Origin of the sequence: Rhodopila globiformis, assembly GCF_002937115.1 — a bacterium.
In the GTDB taxonomy this organism is placed as follows: Bacteria; Pseudomonadota; Alphaproteobacteria; order Acetobacterales; family Acetobacteraceae; genus Rhodopila; species Rhodopila globiformis.
In genome coordinates, this window is sequence record NZ_NHRY01000065.1 from 13,925 (window position 1) to 35,042 (window position 21,118).

12 protein-coding genes are annotated in these 21,118 nt (G+C 68.3%); 6 read left to right on the forward strand and 6 right to left on the reverse strand.

The window, feature by feature from the left end; genetic code table 11:
- Positions 1-129: 129 nt before the first annotated feature.
- Positions 130-498 (reverse strand): PepSY domain-containing protein, encoded by a 369-nt coding sequence (locus tag CCS01_RS06375; protein ID WP_158258257.1) that lies wholly within the window; start codon positions 496-498, stop codon positions 130-132.
- A 115-nt stretch (positions 499-613) separates the two neighbouring features.
- On the opposite strand from CCS01_RS06375, the gene CCS01_RS06380 reads away from it, so the two are divergent.
- Positions 614-4,192 carry a hydantoinase B/oxoprolinase family protein gene (locus tag CCS01_RS06380; RefSeq protein WP_104517993.1) on the forward strand — a complete coding sequence of 1,193 codons (3,579 nt, stop codon included), beginning with the start codon at positions 614-616 and terminating at the stop codon, positions 4,190-4,192.
- 142 nt (positions 4,193-4,334) lie between these two features.
- Positions 4,335-5,774, forward strand: a complete 1,440-nt coding sequence (locus CCS01_RS06385) for a 4-hydroxyphenylacetate 3-hydroxylase family protein (RefSeq protein ID WP_104517994.1) — start codon at positions 4,335-4,337, stop codon at positions 5,772-5,774.
- 78 nt (positions 5,775-5,852) lie between these two features.
- On the opposite strand, the gene CCS01_RS06390 is transcribed toward CCS01_RS06385, so the two are convergent.
- A complete protein-coding gene (locus CCS01_RS06390; protein ID WP_104517995.1) occupies positions 5,853-7,262 on the reverse strand; it encodes an aspartate aminotransferase family protein in 1,410 nt (469 codons plus the stop codon).
- A 1,195-nt stretch (positions 7,263-8,457) separates the two neighbouring features.
- On the opposite strand from CCS01_RS06390, the gene CCS01_RS06395 reads away from it, so the two are divergent.
- Positions 8,458-9,177, forward strand: coding sequence for a hypothetical protein (locus CCS01_RS06395; protein WP_146101587.1), 720 nt, complete (start codon positions 8,458-8,460; stop codon positions 9,175-9,177).
- A gap of 554 nt (positions 9,178-9,731) precedes the next feature.
- Here the strand turns inward: CCS01_RS06395 and CCS01_RS06405 are convergent.
- A complete protein-coding gene (locus CCS01_RS06405) occupies positions 9,732-9,917 on the reverse strand; it encodes a hypothetical protein (protein WP_104517998.1) in 186 nt (61 codons plus the stop codon).
- A gap of 442 nt (positions 9,918-10,359) precedes the next feature.
- Between CCS01_RS06405 and CCS01_RS06410 the strand changes: the two genes are divergently transcribed.
- Entirely contained in the window at positions 10,360-13,893 is a 3,534-nt protein-coding gene (locus tag CCS01_RS06410) for a response regulator (protein ID WP_146101588.1), read from the forward strand.
- A gap of 365 nt (positions 13,894-14,258) precedes the next feature.
- Positions 14,259-15,455: a CaiB/BaiF CoA transferase family protein gene (locus CCS01_RS06415; protein ID WP_158258258.1), complete on the forward strand. Its 1,197-nt coding sequence runs from the start codon at positions 14,259-14,261 to the stop codon at positions 15,453-15,455.
- A 53-nt stretch (positions 15,456-15,508) separates the two neighbouring features.
- On the opposite strand, the gene CCS01_RS06420 is transcribed toward CCS01_RS06415, so the two are convergent.
- Together CCS01_RS06420 and CCS01_RS06425 are read right to left on the reverse strand one after the other, a co-directional pair.
- Entirely contained in the window at positions 15,509-15,703 is a 195-nt protein-coding gene (locus tag CCS01_RS06420; RefSeq protein ID WP_104518001.1) for a ribbon-helix-helix domain-containing protein, read from the reverse strand.
- A gap of 291 nt (positions 15,704-15,994) precedes the next feature.
- The gene (locus tag CCS01_RS06425; protein ID WP_239992024.1) at positions 15,995-16,645 is read right to left on the reverse strand and encodes a M48 family metallopeptidase; all 651 of its coding nucleotides are present in this window, start codon (positions 16,643-16,645) and stop codon (positions 15,995-15,997) included.
- Between the two features lie 149 nt (positions 16,646-16,794).
- Between CCS01_RS06425 and CCS01_RS06430 the strand changes: the two genes are divergently transcribed.
- The gene (locus CCS01_RS06430; RefSeq protein WP_104518003.1) at positions 16,795-17,685 is read left to right on the forward strand and encodes a metal ABC transporter solute-binding protein, Zn/Mn family; all 891 of its coding nucleotides are present in this window, start codon (positions 16,795-16,797) and stop codon (positions 17,683-17,685) included.
- Between the two features lie 168 nt (positions 17,686-17,853).
- Here CCS01_RS06430 and CCS01_RS06435 read toward each other — a convergent pair whose 3' ends face one another.
- Positions 17,854-20,988: an efflux RND transporter permease subunit gene (locus CCS01_RS06435; protein ID WP_104518004.1), complete on the reverse strand. Its 3,135-nt coding sequence runs from the start codon at positions 20,986-20,988 to the stop codon at positions 17,854-17,856.
- Between the last annotated feature and the right edge of the window lie 130 nt (positions 20,989-21,118).

Consider the following 21,118-nt stretch of genomic DNA (forward strand, 5'->3'; position numbering starts at 1 on the left):
CGGCAATTCCGCGGCACCGGCCGGCCGCCGCACGTTCTGTGTGAATCCGTGCAGCAATCCGGGGAAATCCAGGCTTGTGGTTATCTGTATTTCCGCCAGTCGAACGGTGACAAGGCAAAATGGGACGGATCAATCCTCGTCATCATCCTCGTCATCGTTCTTCTTGCCGATGACTTCGCCGGTGCGCGGGCTGATGGACAGTTTCTCCTTGTGCCGATCAGGAGTCAGGACCGTCACCTTGTAGCGTCCGTCGTCCTCCTTGATCTTGCGGATCTGGTATCCCTGGCTCTCCAGCCGCTGGCTGACCTGGGCAATCGAGACCGGCCCCGATGCCGCCGCTGCGGGATGGTCATTGCGGTGGTCTTCGCCCGCCCGCGCAACCAGAATGACGACGATGAGCAGGGCAAGCCCGATGCCAAGTTTCGTTGTCGGCGTCATCACGCGCCTGTCGCTGGGATCGTCCGTGTGCCTAACGTGACCGGGCGCGCGCAGTTCCACGCGACCTGGCCGGGCCCGGCCCCGGCCAATCATCGCCCGGCGTCACGCGGGGGCTTGCCTCGGCGACCCGGAGCCTGTCCTCTGCGGCTCCGACAGCAACCGGCAGGACAGCACCATGTGGCAATTCTGGATCGACCGCGGCGGCACCTTCACCGACATCGTGGCGCGGCATCCGGACGGCACGTTGTCCACACACAAGCTGCTGTCGGAAAATCCCGGACGCTACAAGGACGCCGCCATTGCCGGCATCAGGTCGGTGCTGGGCATCCCGCTCGACCAGCCGATCCCGCCCGGCCTGATCGAGGCGGTGAAGATGGGCACCACCGTCGCCACCAACGCGCTGCTGGAGCGCAAGGGCGACCGCACCCTGCTGCTGGTCAACCGCGGCTTTGCCGACGCGCTGCGCATCGGCAACCAGGCGCGGCCGCGGCTGTTCGACCTCGCCATCACCCTGCCGGCGATGCTGTATGAGCAGGTCGCCGAAGTCGGCGGCCGCGTCGGCGTCGATGGTGCCGAGATCGAGCCACTGGACGAGGACGAAGCCCGCGCCATCCTGGCAAAGGCCCGCGACGCCGGCATCGCCGCCTGCGCCATCGTGCTGATGCACGCCTGGAAATACCCCGCGCACGAGCAGCGGCTTGCCGCGCTGGCGGTCGAGGCCGGCTTTACCCAGGTCTCCGCCAGCCACGCCGTCAGCCCGCTGCTGCGCCTGGTGCCGCGTGGCGACACCACCGTGGTGGACGCCTACCTCTCGCCCATCCTGCGCCGCTACGTCGATCAGGTGGCGGCGGAACTGAGCGGCACGAACCTGTATTTCATGCAGTCCAACGGCGGCTTGGCCGAGGCGGGCAGCTTCCAGGGCAAGGACGCGATCCTGTCCGGCCCCGCCGGCGGCATCGTCGGCGCCGCCCGCACCGCCGGCATGGCTGGCTTCGACCGGATCATCGGCTTCGACATGGGCGGTACCTCGACCGACGTGGCGCTGTACGCCGGCGGGTTCGAGCGCGCGTTCGAAACCCAGGTCGCCGGCGTGCGCATGCGGGCGCCGATGATGGCGATCAACACGGTTGCCGCCGGCGGCGGCTCGATCCTGCACTTCGACGGCGCGCGCATGCGGGTGGGGCCGGACTCGGCGGGGGCCGATCCGGGGCCGGCGTGCTACCGCCGCGGCGGACCGCTGACGGTGACCGACGCCAATGTCTGTGTCGGCAAGATCCAGCCCGCGCATTTCCCGCCGATTTTCGGGCCGCAGGCCGACGAACCGCTCGATCCGGCTGTCGTCGCCGCGAAATTCGCCGATGTGGCGAAGGAAATCGGTGGCGGGCGGACGCCGCAGCAGGTCGCCGAGGGCTTCCTGCAGATCGCCGTCGCCAACATGGCGAACGCGATCAAGCAGGTGTCGGTGCAGAAGGGCCACGACGTGACCCGCTTCACCCTGCAATGCTTCGGCGGCGCCGCCGGCCAGCACGCCTGCCTGGTGGCCGACGCGCTGGGCATGGAGACGGTGTTCATCCACCCCTATGCCGGCGTGCTGTCCGCCTATGGCATGGGCCTGGCGGACCAGGCGGCGATGAAGGAGCAGGCGGTCGAGGTCCCGCTCTCGGCCGGGACCCTGCCGCAACTTGAAACCCTGGCGGAGAGGCTGAGCGCCGACGCGGTCGCGGCATTGGAAGCACAGGGCGCGAACCCCGCGGACGTGCGCATCGCGCGATCGTTGCACCTGCGCTACGCCGGCACCGAGGCCGCGCTGATTGTTCCGCTGCGCGATCTCGACACGATCCTGTCCGACTTCACCGCCGCCCACCGTGCCCGTTTCGGGTTCGCCACGCCCGACCGCGCCGTCATCGCCGAAACCGTCGCCGCCGAGGCGACCCTGCCCGGCATGGCCGCCACCGAGGCGGAACTGCCGCCGCGGAACAGCGGTGAACCGGAAATCCTCGACCGCGTCAGCATCTTCACCGGCGGCACGGCGGTGCAGGCGCCGGTGCTGGAACGCACCTCGCTGCTCGCCGGCGACCGCATCGCCGGACCGGCTCTGATCCGCGAGGCCAACGCCACCACGGTGATCGAGCCCGGCTGGAGCGCCGAAGTCACCAGGCTCGACCACATGATCCTGCGCCGCACGCAGCCTTTGCCGAGCCGCGTGCCCGCCGGCAGCGAAAAGCCCGATCCGGTGCTGCTGGAACTGTTCAACAACCTGTTCATGAACGTCGCGGAACAGACCGGCGCGGTGCTGCAGAACACCTCGATGAGCGTCAACATCAAGGAGCGGCTGGACTTTTCCTGCGCCATTTTCGACGCCGGCGGCAACCTGGTGGCGAACGCGCCGCACGTGCCGGTGCACCTCGGCGCCATGGGCGAGAGCGTGCGCACCGTGCTGGCGCGCCGGCGCGGGCGGCTGAAGCCGGGCGACGTGGTGGCGCTGAACAACCCGTTCAACGGCGGCACGCACCTGCCGGATGTCACGGTCATTACGCCGGTGTTCGACGAGGCCGGCCGCGACATCCGCTTCTTCGTCGGCAGCCGCGGCCACCATGCCGATATCGGCGGCATCACCCCGGGTTCGACCCCGCCGGTGTCCCGCTGCCTGGAGGAGGAAGGCGTCGTCATCGACGATTTTCTGCTGGTCGACGGTGGGCATTTCCGCGAGGCGGAATTCCGTGATCTGCTGGGGTCCGCCCGCTATCCGGCGCGCAGCCCGGACGTGAACGTCGCCGACATCAAGGCGCAGGTGGCGGCGAACGAAAAAGGCGTGCAGGAACTGCAGCGGGTGGTGACGCAGTTCTCCTGGCCGGTGGTCAGCGCGTATATGCGCCACGTCATGGACAATGCCGAGGAGTCGGTGCGCCGGGTGATCGACCGCATCGGCTCCGGCCATTTCGACTACAAGATGGACAATGGGCGGCGGCTGGTGGTGTCCATCCACGTCGACCAGGCGACGCGCAGCGCGATCGTCGATTTCACCGGCACCGGGCCGCAGAACGAGGGTAATTTCAATTCACCCCCCGCAGTGACGCGCGCCGCCGTCCTGTACGTGTTCCGCTGCCTCGTCGGCGACGACATTCCGCTGAATGACGGCTGCCTGAAGCCGCTGACCTTGGTCATTCCGTCTGGAACGTTCCTTTCTCCGAACCCCGGCGCCGCGGTGGTGGCAGGCAACACCGAAGTCTCGCAGGCCACCTGCAACGCGCTGTTCGGTGCGCTGGGCGTGATCGCCTGCTCACAGGCGACGATGAACAACTTCCTGTTCGGCGATGCGACGCGGCAATACTACGAAACGATCTGCGGCGGCACCGGCGCGGGGCCGGGTTTTGACGGCACCTCGGCGATCCAGACGCACATGACCAACACCCGCATGACCGACCCCGAGGTGCTTGAACTGCGCTATCCCGTCCGGCTGGAGCATTTCGGCATCCGCCGCGGCTCCGGCGGCGCGGGCAAATGGCGCGGCGGTGACGGCGCGGTCCGCCGCATCCGCTTCCTGGAGCCGATGACGGCGGTGATCGTTTCCTCGCGCCGCAACGTCGCCCCGTTCGGCCTGGACGGCGGCGCCGACGGCGCATCCGGGCGGCAATGGGTGGAACGCGCGGATGGCGGACGGGATGTCCTGACCGGCACCGACCAGGCGGAACTGGCCGCGGGCGATGTGTTCGTTATCGAGACGCCCGGCGGTGGCGGCTACGGCCCGGCGTAGCGATCGATTTCGCTTATTGTCCGTAACGAAAGCCTGATCGGCGGCGCCTCTCGCCGCCGGCCGGCGAAGTCCGCTACGCTGCGGCCTTGCCGGCCGCATCAACCAGAACCGCATCAGCGGCATAACCGAGAGGAAACCAGCCATGCCAGCCCGTACCGGCGCGCAATTCCTGCACGGCCTCCGCGATTCCCGCGCCGTCTGGATCGGCGCCGATCGCGTCACCGACCCGCTGGACCATCCGGACCTGCGCGGCGCCGCCGAGGCGATCGCGGCGGTGTTCGACCTGCACCACCAACATCCGGACGACTGCCTGATGCCCGACCCGGAAACCGGGGAGCCGATCGCCGTCAGCCACATGATCCCCCGCTCGCGCGACGACCTGCTGCGCCGCCACAAGGCGCTGCGGCGCGTGGCGGAGTTCTCCGTCGGGCTGATGGGCCGCACGCCCGACTACATGAACGTCACCTACGCTGGCTTCGCCGGGCGTGCCGACGAATGGGGGATCAACGGCAATGACGAAGGCGCGGCCAACCTCATCGCCTTCCAGAAGGAACTGGCCCGCGCCGACCTCAGCCTGACCCATACGCTGATCCACGCTACCGTGGACAAGTCGAAGGGCCACGTGCCGACCGGCTTCGACGACACCCAGTTGCACAAGGTCGAGGACACCGCGCACGGCATCCTGGTCCGCGGCGCCCGCGTGCTGGCGACGTTGGCGCCGTTCGCCGACGAGCTTGCCGTCTATCCCAGCCAGCCGATGCCCGACGCGTCGCACCGCCACGCGCTGTCGTTCTGTATCCGCATGGACACGCCGGGCCTGAAGTTCCTCTGCCGCGACAGCGTGGCGCGCCCGGTCAACCGGTTCGATTATCCGTTCTCCAGCCGGTTCGACGAGCAGGATGCCTTCGTCATCTTCGACAGCGTCGAGGTGCCGCGCCACCGCGTGTTCATCGACGGCAACCTGCCTGTCTACAACAGCGTGATGTCGGCAAGCTGGCGCGGCAACGCGATGCACCAGACGATGATCCGGGCCTGGACCAAGCTGGAGTTCGCCTGGGGCCTCGCCACGCGCATGGCCGAGGCCATCGGCGCGAGCGATCCGGTGACGCAGGAAATGCTCGGCGAGATCTGGAGCTATGCCGAACTGACCCGTACGGCGGTAATGGCGGGCGAGCAGGGATCGTATGAATACGGCAACGGCTGTTGGTTTCTGGACCAGCGACCGTTGAACGCTCTGCGCGCCACGCTGCCATACTGGTTCCCGCGCGTGAACGAGATCATCCGGCTGATCGGCTCGCACAACGTCCTGTGCACGCCGACGGCGGCACAGTTCGCCGATCCGCAGTTGCGGCCGCTGATCGACAAGTACCTGCGCGGCGCGCGCGACATCACGGCCGAGCAACGCGCGCGGATCTTCCGCCTGGGCTGGGATTTCGCCGGCACGGCGCTGGCCAGCCGGAACGAGCAGTACGAGCGCTTCTACCTGACCTCCGGCACGCGCAACCGCCAGGGCGCGCAGTTGCGGGCCGAGCGGGCGGTGGCCGACGCGCTGGTGGATCGTTTCTTGCGTGCGGCGGAATAAGGCGGCGCCGATGGGGCGGCGGCCTTGCCTCACGCACCCATCCGCGCCGCAGTCACCTACAGCGCGGATGAAACCATCTCAGCCCACAACCGCGATCTTCTCCCGGCGAAGCTGCACCGTCAGCTCATCCAGCGCCTTGCCGACGCGGGTCAGCATCTCGTCGATCTCGTCCTTCGTCATGATCAGCGGCGGGCTGAACGCCAGCACGTCGTTCGCCAGCGTGCGGCCGATGACGCCGTTCTCCTCGCACAGCCGGGACAGCCGGGGGCCGACCTTGGCGGCGGGCGGGAAGTTCGCGTGCGCCGCCTTGTCCGCGACCAGCTCGATCGCCCCGATCAGCCCGATGCCCCGCACCTCGCCCACCAGCGGATGACCGGCGAAGCGGCGCTGCAGTTCGGCCTGCATATGCGGGCCGGTGACGGCGACATGGCTGCCGATGTCCAGGTCGTCGTAGATCTTCAGCGTCTCGATCGCCACCGCCGCCGGCACCGGATGGCCGGAATAGGTGAAGCCGTGGCCGAACGTGCCGATGGTATGGCTCTCCTTGGCGATCGCCTGGAACACCGGCTCGTTCACCATCACCGCGCTGATCGGCAGGAACGACGACGACAGCGCCTTGGCGCAGACCAGGATGTCCGGCTGGATGTCGAAGCTCTGGCTGCCCCAGTAGGTGCCGGTGCGCCAGAACCCGCAGATCACCTCGTCGGCCACCATCAGGATGTCGTATTTCTTCAGCACCGCCTGGATCTTCGGGAAATACCCGCGCGGCGGCAGGATCACGCCACCCGCGCCCATCACCGGCTCGGCCCACATTGCGGCGACCGTCTCCGGCCCTTCCTCCAGGATCAGGTCTTCCAGTTCCCTGGCGCAGCGGGTGGCGTAGTCGTCCTCCGACTCGCCGGGCCGCGCGCCGTGATAGTGATGCGGGGTGTTGGCATGCAGGAAGCCCGGCAGCGGCACGTCGAAGCTGCGGTGGTTCGCCGCCAGCCCGGTCAGCGACGCCGAGCCGATGGTGATGCCGTGGTAGCCCTTCACCCGGCCGATGATCTTCTTCTTCAGCGGCCGGCCGAGCGCGTTGTTCATGTACCAGACCATCTTGATGGCCGAGTCGTTCGCCTCGGAGCCGGAATTGGCGAAGAACACCTTGCTCATCGGCACCGGCGCGCGGGCGATCAGCATCTCCGCCAGGTCGATCATCGGCTCGTGCGACTTGGCGGTGAAGCCGTGGTAGAACGGCAGCTTGCGCATCTGCGTCACCGCCGCCTGCACCAGGCGCTCGTTGTCGAAGCCCAGCGCGGCGCACCACAGCCCGGCGACGCTTTCGATGTATTCCTTGCCCGCCTCGTCCCACACCCGCACGCCCTGGCCGCGCGTGATGACCACCGGGCCGACCTGCTGGTGCGATTCGAGGTCGGTGTAGGGGTGCAGGACGTTGGCGATATCGCGGGCGGCGGCGGAATTCGCGCCGAACGAGGGGGGTGGTGCCATGCGTGAAACTCCTGATCTGGCCATAATGCCGGGCCACCAACTCTAGACCCGAAGCCGGTGCGGGGGAACATGCGGTTGCCATGAACCGGGTCCGGTTGCTGCGTCAGGCATCGGACCGGCGGCGGGACCTGGCCGGACGTCAGCGCAGCGGGCCGGTTGACTGTTCCCTGCTCCGTTCATGACGCTCCCCGGATCGGCCCGGGCGGCCTGGCCGCGCTTGTCATCAATTCCGGCAACTGGGTTGTTCTTCGCACGGGTGAGGCCGCCAAACTGCGCCCGCTCCGGCCTGGTCGCCCAGGGGAAAGCGCCAGGGGATGCGCCAGGGGATGCGCCAGGGCATGCGCACGGATCAGATCATGCCTCATGCGCGGTGAGGGAACAGTGGTCGGACCTGGCGCAACTGGTTCCCCTTCGCGCAACCTCCTCAAGGAAACTCGCCCCTGTCCGGGCCGCCGCGGCAAAACCCGCACCGGGCACCGGAACTGCACGGAAGCCCGGGGATCGGATGCTGATTTGCAGGCTGAACCCCATGGGCGTTGCAGATTCGGCCCCGATTGTCTTGGCCATGATGAGCAACGCACATCCATCGCGGTTGCAGGCCGCCTGAATCCTTTCTCTGCGTGCTCTGCGCCCCGCTCTGCGATCTCTGCGTTGAATCGCGGTGGCCGGGGCGCCACCAGCGTTGGGTGTTGGGTGCCACACTGGCAACGCCGGTCTTTGTAGTGGCACCGCATTTTTAAAACGCAGAGATCGCAGAGCGGGGCGCAGAGCACGCAGAGAAGAAATCATGCGGCCTGCGGCCGCGGTGGCTCAAACGCAACCGGGCTGTTCCGGTTGCAACGCGCGGCCTGGCGTTCAAGACAATAAAGGCCGGATCCATAAAATAGCGCGACAGTCGGCACAACTGGCCCGTCGTCCACGCCTTTCCGCGGCATCAGCAGCGCAATGCGTGGATGCCGGGCCTGCGTCCGGCATGACGGAGCAGCAACGACCGCCGCTGTCTCAACGCCAATGGGACTGAGCCCATCATCGAGATTTCTTGTCCCAGGCGTGATCGTGGTCACCGATCTGTCGAAGGCCACAGCAATCATGCCAGGCCGATTTCGCCGAAGCGGAGGGTGTCGAATCCACATGACATGGCTCGGGCAACGGCGAGCGGCACACCCGCACCTCAATTGAACAGGCGTTACAAGCAGTGGCGTTCGTTGCGGCTTCCTGTCAGGATATCGGAGACACCCTCAGCCCGCGTGGCAGTCCTGTGGACGGAATCAACGACGCGGGGATCGTCAGCGGCGGATTCACTTCGGCGTCAGGTGAACCGACAGGCTATACCTTGTCGCCCGCAGGGAACCTCAGCGTCGTGCCCTTCATCGGCGGGCAGGTCCTTGCCGTTGACGGGATAAACAACCAGGGGGTCAGTGTTGGTGTTGCCCTGGCTCCAACTGCTGTTGCCGGTCTGAACGCGGACGTTTCAACCGGCTTCGTCGATGACAACGGCACGGTCACTCGGCTGCCGCAAGGAAACTTCGGGTCCGGGTTGGACAGCGTGAGCGACTTTGGCGTGGCCGTGGGCAATGCCACAAGCGACAATCTGGGCGACCAGAATCCGTCTCAATACAATATAGCAACGGGCATAGAGACCCCGATATCCATCGCAGGTCTCAGAAGAGTCCATCTGTCGGATATCAACAACCTCGGCCGGATGGTGAGGCACGGCATTCTCACCAATGGCCAGGAGGAATCGTTCTTCCTGGACGGCAAGGGCGGCTCGCTATTGGTGGCCGTTCCGGGCGCAGTGCAAACCGAGGCCAGTGGGCTGAACGACATTGGGCAGATTGTCGGCGACTACGCGGATGCGGAGGGACTCAATGATTCGCTTCAAGCGGTTGGCTACAGCAGACCGCAGGTCGATTGAGACAGGGCGACGGCGCTCCCTCATCGTCATGGCCCGGCTTGTCCGGGCCACCTATTCCAGCACGTGTGCCGCGACAGGTGGCCCGGACAAGCCGGGCCATGACGAAAGGGAAACGCAGCGGCGGACCGTTTCCGAGATGTGTGCATCCCGTAGGGACGAGCCGGGCCATGACGATGAGGACAGGGGGGCCTCAGTGTTCCAACTGACCTGCGGTCTGCTGTAACATACCGATGCCAATCACGACACGCACGGCATGGTGGTGCAGATCGCCCATACCTGATCATCTCGCCTGTGGCGCCGTGCCCGGGCGATCGGCCGGATGTGCTGATACCAAGACGCTCGGATGATGAGAATGGTTCAAACGAACGGCATGGCGCGTGCCCGGTGAAGCCAGGCGGCCCCCGGAAGCAGGCGCGCCACCTCGCCGGAGCGGCGTCCGAACCAGTGGCGTGCTGGAACAGGCGGCCCCGGAGGTCAGCCCATGACTATGCAGACAGGCCACCTCTGCGCCGCAACCAACCTGCGGTCTGCTGTAGCAGACGCGCCGCAGTGCGCTACAATGCCGCGTGCACCCGGAGATGCTGAAGCAGCGTCTGATCGTGGCCGAGGAGCACGTCGTCCTTGGTGAGCGCCACATCGCCCGGCAACGCGGGCTTATCGCCAGACTGAAGCGGAAAGGCTTCAACACGACCGGGGCAAGACGGCTTCTTGCCCCTTTCGAGGAACCACAGGCGGAGCATCCCGCATCATGCGACAGGCTTCGGCTTGAACTGAACATCCCATCTCGATGACGGGCGGTGCCGCCCGATCCCGTTCCGTGTCAACGCACCGGAAGTGTTCGCCAGGTATCTGCATGGTCTCGGCGTCCCGCTGATGGGATGCAGATGGTTCTGACGCCTCGCCTGCGGGTCGGGTCGCCTGCCAGGCCCGCCGCGACGACGTGCCGCGCAACCCAGGGTTGACCGACAGGACCACAGCCGAGGCGATGCGAGCCAGGCCAGGCGCAGGGTTTCACCCCCCTCCCGCAAACGATCCCCATCAGCGTACCACTGCGCAATGGTTGCACCGAAAAGCAGTTTCACGAAACTGTGATACAAGAGGGAGCCCCCTGCGGGCACGCCGCGTGGTTAAGTGCGGTCGCAGAATGGGACCGGCCGCCGCAACCACGTCGCGGTCACCGGCATGCAACCTGCACAGGGGATCGAACTGACCCGACAGGACCAGGAACCTGGCGTCTCGATATCCGGCCCGCCTCCGGCCGAGGCGCTGTGTGCCCTGGGTCGCCCCGCCGTCTCGCTGCGGTCCCGGCTGTTGCTGCTGGTCGTTGCCAGCATCCTGCCGCTGGTTGGCCTGGGCATGGCCCGCGAGTACTGGAATTATCTGGCGCAACGGCAGCAGGCTTCCGAAAGTCTGCAAACCACCGCACGCGGACTCGCCGTGGCGGTGGAACGTGACATCCAGTCGCGCATCGTGGCGCTGGAGGCGCTGGCCACGTCGCCGGCCCTGCAGCCGGGCGGCCTCGCCCGCTTCGACGCCCAGGCCGAGGCGTTCCTGGCCAGCCAGCCGCCGGGCACGCGGCTCGGCCTGTCGGGACCCGATGCCGGGCCGATCCGCCTGTACGGCAAACCCGCCCACGCCGCCGCGGCGCGGCCGGAGGACGTCGCCCGCCTGTTCGTCACGGGCCGTCCGCTGGTGACCGGCCTGCATGGCGGGGACGAACCCGGCCAGGCCGGCTTCAGCGTGGCCGTGCCGGTGTTCGACGGTGCCAGGGTGGCCTACGACCTTTCCATGCGGCTGCCGCCGGCCGCGCTGGCGGCGCTGATCGAGGGCCAGCACCTGCCGCCGCGCACCATCGCGACGGTGATCGACGCATCCGGCGTCGTCGTCGCCCGGGTGCCCGATCCGGCCGGACGCTTCATCGGCTCCCGCGTCGTGTCAGGATTGTGGGCGGCCATGCAGGCCAGCCCCGACGGCCTTTCGGTGGCTCGCACCCTGGAAGGCACGCCGGTGCTCGTGGCGTTCACCCGCATCGCGCCGTTCGGCTGGTCGGTGGCGGCCGGCGCGCCCGAGGATGTGCTGTTCGCGCCGATGCGCGCGGCGATGGTCCATATCGCCCTCGCCGGCCTGGCGGTGCTGGCGGCGGCGCTGATCCTGGCCCGCCTCGCCGCCCGCCACATCACCCGGCCGATCGAGCGCCTGCGGCAGATCGCCGCCGATGGGCTGCTGCCACCGTCGACCGGCCTGCCGGAAACCGACACCGTCGCCCGCGCGCTGCTGGCCGCTTCCGCCGAGCGGCGCGAGTCCGCCCGCGCCCTGGCGGAAAGCGAGCAGCGTTTCCGCGCGCTGTTCGAGCGCTCGTCCAGCGGCACCATCCTGCTGGATCCGGACACCACCGAGATCATCGACGCCAACGAAGCCGCCGCCGCCATCGTCGGCTACTCGGTCGAGGACTTCCGCCACTGCCGGATCACCGAGTTCCGCCTCAGCCGCACCGTGGAGGAGATCCGGGAAACCTGCCGGGCCGTCGCCGCCGGCCAGACCCTGCGCTATGAAACGCAACTCACCGGCCGCAAGGGACCGCGCGACCTGCTGGTCGCCGCGGGTCCGCTGGTGGTGTCGGGGCGGACCGTGGTGCTGCTCAACCAGATGGACGTGACCGACCTGCGCAAGGCCGAGGCCGGGCTGCGCATCAACGAGGAACGGCTGGAACTGGCGCGGCAGGGTGCCAGCCTGGGCATCTGGGACTGGGACATCGTCAGCGGCGCTCTCACCTGGAGCGATCACAACTGGTACCTGCATGGCCTGGAGCCGCGGCCCGGCGGGCTGACGCCACAGGACTGGCAGCGTACCGTGCATCCGGCCGATTTGCCGCGGGCGTTGGGGGAACTGCGGACTGCGATCGTCACGCCGGGCTATGCCTGCGCCGTTGAGTACAATGTTGTCCTGCCGGACGGATCGCTGCGCCGCCTGCTCAGCCGTAGCCAGGTCGTCCGCGGCCCCGACGGCCACGCCATCCGCATGGTCGGCATCAACATGGACGTCACCGCCCGGTACGAAGCGGAAATGGCCCGCGACCGGCTGATCGCCATGCTGGAAACCGAGCGAAGCCGGCTTGCCGACATCATCGAGGCACTGCCCATCGGCGTCGGGATCGTCGACCGGTCCGGCGGCCTGATGCTGAGCAACCCGATCATGCAGAGCCTGGTCGGGTCGACCGTTCCGTCGCTGGATCGGGCGAAGGCGGAGCGGTGGGTTGCCTGCCATCCGGACGGCCGCCGCATGGCGTCGGCGGACTATCCGGTCCAGCGGGCGCTGCGCGGCGAAACCGTGCTGCCGGGCGTCGAGTTCCTCTATCGCGGCGAAGACGGCAAGGAGACCTGGATCAGCGTCGGCGCCCTGCCGCTGCGCTGGGAGAACGGGCAGGTGCAGGAAGCCCTGGCCATCCTGCAGGACATCGACGCCGAGAAGCGCCTGATCGACCTGCAGCAGCAGGCCAACGCCCGGCTGGAGCAGCGCGTCCAGGCGGAAATCGCCGCCCGCCAGGACGCCCAGCAGCGCGCGGCGCATGCCGAGCGGATGCAGGCGCTGGGTCAGATCGCCGGCGGGATCGCGCACGATTTCAACAATGTCCTGCAGGCGGTGACCGGCGGCGCCACGCTGGTCGAGGGTCGCCCGAACGATCCCGAGCGCGTGGCGCGGTATGCGCGGATGATCCTGGATGCCGCCCGGCGCGGCGCGGCGATCACCAGCCGCCTGCTGGCCTTTTCGCGCCGCGGCGACCTGCGGGCGGAAAGCCTGGATGCCGGCCGGCTGCTGCGCGACATGGCGGAGGTGCTGACGCACACGCTGGGCGGTTCGGTCACCTGCGCGGTCGATGTTCCGCCCGGGCTGCCGCCGCTGCTGGCGGACCGCGGGCAGCTTGAAACCGTGCTGGTCAACCTGGCGACGAACGCGCGGGACGCCATGCCCTCCGGCGGCACCCTGACCATGAGCGCCGCCGCCGAGGTCATAGGCGACGCGCCGCCGCATGCCGTCAGCCTGCGGCCGGGGCGGTACATCCGGATTGCCGTGGCCGACACCGGCAGCGGCATGGACGAAGCGGTGCTGGCGCGGGTGACCGAGCCGTTCTTCACAACGAAAGGCACCGGGCAGGGCACCGGCCTGGGGCTGGCCATGGCCAAAGGCTTTGTCGAGCAGAGCGGCGGCGGCCTGTTCATCGACAGCGTCGTGGGACAGGGCACCCGCATCGTGCTCTGGCTGCCGCAGGCGTCCACCGGCCCCGCCCTGGCGCCCGCGCCCGCCCCGGAGGCGGCGGCCGGCCCGCGGCGGCCGCGCGTGCTGCTGGTCGACGACGACCCGATCGTCCGCGAGGTGCTCGCCGCGTCGCTGGATGACGCCGGCTACCGCGTAACGCAGGCCACAAGCGGGCCGGAGGCGATGGCCGCCCTGGCCGCGGCCGAGCGGACGGACGTGATCGTCTCCGACCTGACGATGCCGGGCATGGACGGGGTGACGCTGATCCGCAAGGCGCAGGAGCAGCGTCCCGACCTGCCGGCGGTGCTGCTGACCGGATACGCCGGCGGCGGCGCGGCGCTGGCGATCGGCGGGGCGGTGACCGGCGCGTTCACGCTGCTGCGCAAGCCGGTGGCGGGACCGCAGCTTGTCGACCGGATCAATGCGCTGCTGGCGTCGGCGCACGTGGCCGCAGGGGTATAGCCGTGGGGTATAGCCGCGGGGGTTTCCCGCTCCGCCGCCGATTGCGACGCCGGCGCTGCCGGGCGAGCACGTTTTTCCAGCGTCATGGCCCGGACAAGCTGGCATTGGCGTTGCGATAGCGGGATCAGGGGCATGGGTGTTGCTACACCGTCATGGTGGGCGAAGGCCCACTATCACCGTCATGGTGGGCGAAGGCCCACTATCCACGCCTTACGGTGCTGATACAGGCAACGGCGTGAATGGTGGCCCTTCGGCTCCCATGACGACGGGGCAGTTGCGCCCCGGTGCGACTGGGGGTGCTACCCGGGGGTAGCCTTTCCAACCGATCCCCCCTTATCATCCGGCGCGGATGAATGGGGGGACGCATGGACTACGACAACGCCTTCGCCGGTTTGAAAGTGATCGACCTGAGCGGCGGTGTGGCCGGGCCGTCCTGCGCGATGATGCTGGCGCAGCACGGCGCGGACGTCATCAAGGTGGAAACGCCGCATCACGGCGGCGACTGGTCGCGGATCCTGGGCCGCACTTATGAGGACCATTCGGCATTCTCGCTGTACGGCACGCTGGGCAAGCGCAGCCTCGCGGTCGACCTGAAGACGCCGGAAGGCAAGGCGATCCTGTGGCGCCTGATCAAGGGCGCCGACGTGTTCATCGAGGGGTTCCGCCCCGGCACCATCCAGCGCTACGGCTTCGGCTACGACGCGGTCAGCGCGCGGGAGCCGGGGATCATCTACTACGCGATCTCCGGCTTCGGGCAGACCGGGCCGCTGGCGGCGCGGCCGGCGATGGACCCGGTGCTGCAGGCCTTCATCGGCATCGTCACCGAGAACAAAGGCGAGCACGACGGGCATCCGCACCGCATCGCCATCTCGCTGATCGACATGTTCTCCGGCCTGCTGGGGTTCCAGGCGATCGCCACGTCCCTGTATGTACGACGCGAGCAGGCGGAGAAGAAGGGCCGCTACCTCGAACTCAGCCTGATGCAGGGCGGCGCGCTGCTTTCGGTGATCCGGCTGATGGCGCACCACCTGGAGCGCGGCACGACGCAGCGCACCAGCATGCCGAACGGCGTGTTCAACACCGCGGACGGACAGGTCAACGTCACCATGGTGCGCCCGCGCGACTGGCAGCCGTTCTGCGAGGCGATCGACCAGATGGGCCTGCTGCACGACCCGCGCTTCGCCACCCATGCCGCCCGCGCCGAGAACCTCGACGAGCTCTACACGGTGCTGCGGCCGGTCCTGGCGACGAAGACCACGGCGTGGCTGTCGGAGCGGCTGACCGCGAACGGCATCATGAATGGCCGGGTCAACAGCTACGAGGAATTTCTCCAGGAGGAACAGGTTGCCGCCACCGGCATCATGTCCTGGCTGGACCAGCCCGGCGTGCCGGAGCCGGTGCCGATGCCGAACATCCCCGGACTGCCGCCGTTCGTCAGCGGCACACGGCGTGCCCATGCGCCGACGCTGGGCGAGCATACCCGCGAGGTGCTGGCCGAGCATGGCTACTCGGCGGCGGAAATCGACGACCTGTTCGCGCGGAAGGTCGTCGGCGGGCGGTGATCCCGGGATTTGTGCAGCCTGTGTCGCCATTTGATGCAGGCCCGGATCAGCCATCAGCGCCCGGCTTCGGCTTCGGCAATGCCCGCTTCGGCCTCGGTGACAATCTCGTCGTCAAGGTCAAGATCGGCGGCGTATCGCCGTGCGGCTTCCACCAGGAATTCGGCGCTGCTGGCGATCCGTCCTTCGGCGATCCGGCGATCAATCGCTGCTTCAAGCTCTTCCGGCAGCCTGACCTGAACCACACCCATGGAACCCTCCAGCCGGCAGGATAACCTGATCGGGTGGCCGGTGAAATGGACTTGCTGCCACCCGCCGCAACAGCGAACCGGTCATCGGACAGGCGCATCGCGACGCCCGGCCGGGCCTGACGTTGGCGACGCGATCCGGCCCGCGGGAGGACGCAAGCAGCGGCCAGTCGAAACAAGGAACCGCTAAGGCCCGCCCATTACGACCTGCCGATCGGCAATGGCACCCGCGGGCAGCGAGTCCGGAACGTCCGGCGCCTCGGCCTGCGCCATCCGGATGCCGAACCGACCGCCTCAGCCAATCCGCAGCAGCCGCGCGCCCTCGGCCTTCAGCCAGGGGATTGCCGCCTTGGCGTGCGGAGTCAGCTCATCGACCAGGGCCCAGAACTGCGGGCCGTGGTTCATGTGGCGCAGATGCGCGACCTCGTGCGCCACGACGTAATCCTGCACGAAGGGCGGCGCCATCACCAGCCGCCAGCTCAGCGCCAGCGAGCGGTCGGGGGCGCAGCTGCCCCAGCGGCTCTTGGTGTCCTTCAGCGTCAGCCGGCTCGGCAGGATGCCGATCGTGCCGGCCTTGGCCATCACCAGGGCGGTCAGGCGCCGCCGCGCCTCCTGCCGCAGGAAGTCGCGCACCCGGCGCGACAGGAACTCGGCCGCGCCGCTGACGTGCAGTTCCCGGTCCCGCAGGCAGGTGCCGGCCCGCGCCGCGGGGGCATGACGGATGCGGTGCGGCTCCCCGCCGATGGGGACGACCGCGCCATCGACGAACTGCACCACGTCGGGCAGCGCCGCCAGGCGGTTGGCGACCCAGTCGGCGTGCCCCATCAGCAGCGCCATGCCGGCCTTGCGGGAGGCGCGCAGCGGCAGGGTGACGATCACCACGCCACCGGTCGGGTCGATCCGCAGCGACACGCGGCGGGCGCGGGCACTGCGACGCCATTCCACGCGCGCCGGACCCGACGGAAGGGCAAGCGTTTCGGGTGGGAACTCGTCCATAGGATGAATGCGCAGAGAATCCCCTGATTCGTCAACCGAACTTGCGTGCATCCGCCGGCGCGGGTACACGTTATGATATAACATTGCCAGGAGACGTCATGCGCCGCCGCACCGTCATCGCCTCGCTGGGTCTCGCGGCCCTGGCCCCGTTCGCCGCCCCGGCCGCCGAGCCCGTGCCGGTGGTGGCCAGTTTCTCCATCCTGGCCGACATGGTCCGCCAGATCGGCGGCGACGCGGTTTCGGTCACGCCGCTGGTCGGCCCGAACGAGGACGCGCATGTCTTCAGCCCGCGGCCGAAGGACCTGCGCACCCTGATGGCCGCCCGCCTGCTGGTGCAGAACGGCCTGGGCCTGGAGGGCTGGATGGTGCGCCTGACCGAGGCCGCCGGCTTCAAGGGCACTATCGTCACCGCCACCGAGAAGGTCACGCCGCGGACCATGGTCCAGGCCGGCGGTGCCGTCGCCACGGACCCGCATGCCTGGCAGGACCCGCGCAACGCGATCCTCTACGTGCAGGCGATCACCGGCGGCCTGGCCACGGTCGATCCGGCCAACGCGGCGTCCTACCGCGCCAATGCCGCCCGCTATGCCGCCCGGATCGCCGACATGGACAACTGGATCACGGCGACGCTGGCGCCGATCCCGCAGGCGCGGCGGCGGATCATCACGACGCACGAAGCGTTCGGCTACTACGGCGCCCGCTACGGCATCGAATTCCTGGCGGCCGAGGGCATCAGCACGGAGTCCGAACCCTCGGCCCGGGCGATCGCCGCGCTGGTGGCGCAGATCAGGCGGGAGCACGTGCATGCCGTGTTCATCGAGTCGATGACCAGCGACCGGATGGCCCGCATGCTGGCCGAGGAAACCGGAGCCACGCTGGGCGGCACGGTCTATTCCGACGCGCTGTCACCGCCGGACGGTCCGGCGCCGACCTACCTGGATATGCTGCGCTACAACACGACCCTGTTCGCCAAGGCGATGCGCGCCTGAAGGCCGCGCCGGCACCACGACGGCGGAAAATGGGCGAGAGGCCCGTTGCCTTACCGTCATAGTTGGCCATGACGATAGGAAGACGACCGGGCTTCGCCCTGCCATTGGCGCCCGTGGGACCGCATTTTCACAGGAGTGTCTCCTGTCGTCTTCAGGTTGCACGCACTGCTATGGGCGGCCGATCCAGCCACTCATCACCCTGCGCGACCGCCGCCACATCCGCCCGGTATCCGGCATCCGCATCTCCCCCACCACCGGATACATCGCTGGCAGCACCAGCAGAGTCAGCAGCGTCGCCGTGATCAGCCCGCCGATGACGACCGTGGCCAGAGGCCGCTGCACCGCCGCTCCCACGCTGGTGGAAACCGCCATCGGCACGAAGCCGATCGAGGCCACCAGCGCCGTCGTCAGCACCGGCCGCAGCCGCTTCTCCGCCGCCTCCCGTGCCGCATCGCGCCCCTGGTTCCCGGTGTCGCGTTCCTCGTTGATGTAGCTGACCAGCACGACGCCATCCAGGATCGCCACCCCGAACACCGAGATAAAGCCGATGGCCGCCGTCACGCTGAACGGCATGCCGCGCACGGTCAGCGCCACGATCCCGCCGGTCGCCGCCATCGGCACGTTCAGGAAGATCAGCGCCGCCTGGCGCAGGCTGTTGAAGTTCAGGTAGAGCAGCAGGAAGATCACCGCCATCGCCATCGGCACCACCAGCATCAGCCGCGCCGAGGCGCTGCGCAGGTTCTGGAACTGCCCGGACCATTGCAGGCTGTAGCCCGAGGGCAAATGCAGTTCCTTCGGCACCTTGCGCTGCGCCTCGGTCACGAAGCTGTTGACGTCCCGGCCCTGCACGTTGATGTCGATGATCTGCTCCCGCTTCAACTGGTCCCGCAGCACCTGCGGCGGCCCAGCCGAGATGCCGATCTTCGCGACGTCCGACAGCGCCACCGGCGCGCCGTTCCATAGTCCCACCGGCAGCGCCGCGATCTCCGGGACGTTCTGCCGCGCATCCGGCGCCAGCCGCACCTGGATCGGCGTCTGCTCGTCGTTCTGGCCGTACACCGTGCCCACGGTGGCATCGCCGATGGCGCGCACCACCGACAGCGCGTCCGCCGCGCTGATCCCGTAGCGCGCCAGGCGTTGCCGGTCGATCGCGATCGTCACCGCGGGCAGCACACCGGGATATTCCGGCTGCACGTCCGCCGCCCCCTTGATCGACTGCAGGATTTGCGCCGCCTTGTTCCCCAGCGACCGCAGCTCGCCGATGTCCGGGCCGAAGATGCTCAGCACGACGGGAGTGCGGGCGCCTTGCAGCAGGTCGTCCATGCGCATCCGGATCGGCTGCGAGAACTCCCAGTTCACCCCGGGGATCGCGGCCTTCAGCTTCTTCTCCATCGCCGCCCGGATGCCCTGCTGGGTCGGCGCCGTCGTCCACTGGTCCGGCGGCTTCAGGATCACGTAGCTGTCCGTGCTCTGCACCCCCATCGGGTCGGTCGGCACCGCCGCGCTGCCGGTCTGGGAGACGACCGTCTCCACGTCGGGGAAGCTGCGGATCACCTCCTCGATCTGTGTCACCGTGCGGAGCGACGCCGTCAGGTTGATGCTGGGCAGCTTGTTCGAGGTGACGACGATCGCCCCTTCCTGCAGCGTCGGGATGAACTCGCCGCCCAACTGGCCCGCCAGGAACACCGCCCCGGCAAACAGCGCGCCCGCGATGCCGAACGTGATCCATGGGTGATCCGTCGCCCGGCGCAGCACCGGCGTGTAGGCCTTCCGCGCCCACCGCACCGCCAGCGCATCCCGATCGGCCGGCGTGGCGCTCAGGAAGGTGGCGGCGAGCGCCGGGATCACCACCATCGTCATCGCCAGCGCCCCGGTCAGCGCCATCATGACCGTCAGCGCCATCGGGTGGAATTCCTTCCCCTCGACGTCCTGCAACGACAACACCGGCAGGTAGACGATCAGGATGATGACGACCGAGAAGATCACCGGCCGCGCCACCTCCGCCGCGGCCTTCGGCACGATCTTCGGCGGGTCCGCCTGATCCTTTTCCCTGGTCGCGGATTGTTGGCGCAGCACGTTCTCCACCATCACCACGGCGCCATCCACCACCAGCCCGAAGTCGATCGCGCCGAGGCTCAGCAGGTTGCCGGGGATGCCGAACGCCCGCATGCCGGCGAAGGCGATCATCATCGACAGGGGGATCACGGCGGCCACGATCAGCCCGGCGCGGAAGCTGCCCAGCATGACCAGCAGGATGACGATCACCAGCAACGCCCCCTCGATCAGGTTGTGCGCCACTGTGTGGATCGACCGCTGGATCAGTTGCGAGCGGTCGTAGAACGTGTCGATCTTCACGCCAGGCGGCAGTTGCGACCGCAGGTCCGCCAGCTTGGCCTTCACCCGGGGCAGCACGTCGCTGGTATTCAGCCCGTACTGCATCTCGGCGACGCCGACGATCGTCTGCCCCTCGCCGTCATGCGTGACCGCGCCGATCTGCACCTGCGGCGCCATCCGAACATCGGCGACATCGCCGACCGTGATCGGCACGCCATCCGGCGTCGTCCTGATTTCGATGGCGGCGATGTCGGCCTTGCTCTCCGCCAGGGCGAGCCCGCGCACGATCTCCTGCTCGTCGCCGCGTTCGATATAGGCGCCGCCGCGGGTCTCGTTGTTCGACTCGATCGCGTGGAACAGCGCGGGCAGGGTGACCCCTTCCGCCTCCATCCGCTGCGGCGAGACCTCTACCTGGAACGTCTGCAGCTTGCCGCCGTAGATGTCGACGTTGACGATCCCCGGCACCAGCTGGATCTGCGGCACCAGCTTCCACTTCAGCAACTGGTAGAGCTGCATCTGCGTATAGCCCGGCCCGCGCAGCCGGAACTCCAGGATTTCCCCCAGCCCGGTGGCGAACGGCCCCTCCTGCGGGGTGCCCACGCCCGGCGGCATCAGCGCCTTCGCCTGCGGCAGCCTCTCGGCCACTTCGGCGCGCGCGATCTGCACGTCGGCCGAGTCCCGGAACGTCAGGTACACGGCGGAAATCCCGAACCGGGATTTCGACCTTATATTTTTCAGCAGTGGCAGGCCAACCATCTGCGTTTCGATCGGGAAGGTGACCAGGCGCTCGACCTCCAGCGGCCCCAGCCCGCGTGCCTCGGTCAGCACCAGCACCTGCTTCGGCGAGATATCCGGCACCGCGTCGATCGCCAGTTGTTGCAGGTTGAACCAGCCGGCGACGATCATGGCGAGCGCCAGCACCAGCACCAGCCACCGCCGGCCGACCAGGGCGGCAAAGAAGCGCTGCACCCGCTAGTACACCTCGCCGGAAGAACGAACCCCATTTCGACGGCCGCTCACGCAGCGAGCGGCTTGCCGGTCATGGTCCACTTGAACGGCTTGGCGAGGGTGCGGTTGAAGTAGGCGATGAAGGCCTCGA

What these genes read in the sequence shown, in the direction of transcription:
- CCS01_RS06390 (WP_104517995.1), bottom strand. Translation starts at nt 7,262, where the DNA reads ATGGCACCACCCCCCTCGTTCGGCGCGAATTCCGCCGCCGCCCGCGAT.
- CCS01_RS06420 (WP_104518001.1), bottom strand. Translation starts at nt 15,703, where the DNA reads ATGGGTGTGGTTCAGGTCAGGCTGCCGGAAGAGCTTGAAGCAGCGATT.
- CCS01_RS06430 (WP_104518003.1), top strand. Translation starts at nt 16,795, where the DNA reads ATGCGCCGCCGCACCGTCATCGCCTCGCTGGGTCTCGCGGCCCTGGCC.
- CCS01_RS06410 (WP_146101588.1), top strand. Translation starts at nt 10,360, where the DNA reads ATGCAACCTGCACAGGGGATCGAACTGACCCGACAGGACCAGGAACCT.
- CCS01_RS06380 (WP_104517993.1), top strand. Translation starts at nt 614, where the DNA reads ATGTGGCAATTCTGGATCGACCGCGGCGGCACCTTCACCGACATCGTG.
- CCS01_RS06415 (WP_158258258.1), top strand. Translation starts at nt 14,259, where the DNA reads ATGGACTACGACAACGCCTTCGCCGGTTTGAAAGTGATCGACCTGAGC.
- CCS01_RS06405 (WP_104517998.1), bottom strand. Translation starts at nt 9,917, where the DNA reads ATGCTCCGCCTGTGGTTCCTCGAAAGGGGCAAGAAGCCGTCTTGCCCC.
- CCS01_RS06385 (WP_104517994.1), top strand. Translation starts at nt 4,335, where the DNA reads ATGCCAGCCCGTACCGGCGCGCAATTCCTGCACGGCCTCCGCGATTCC.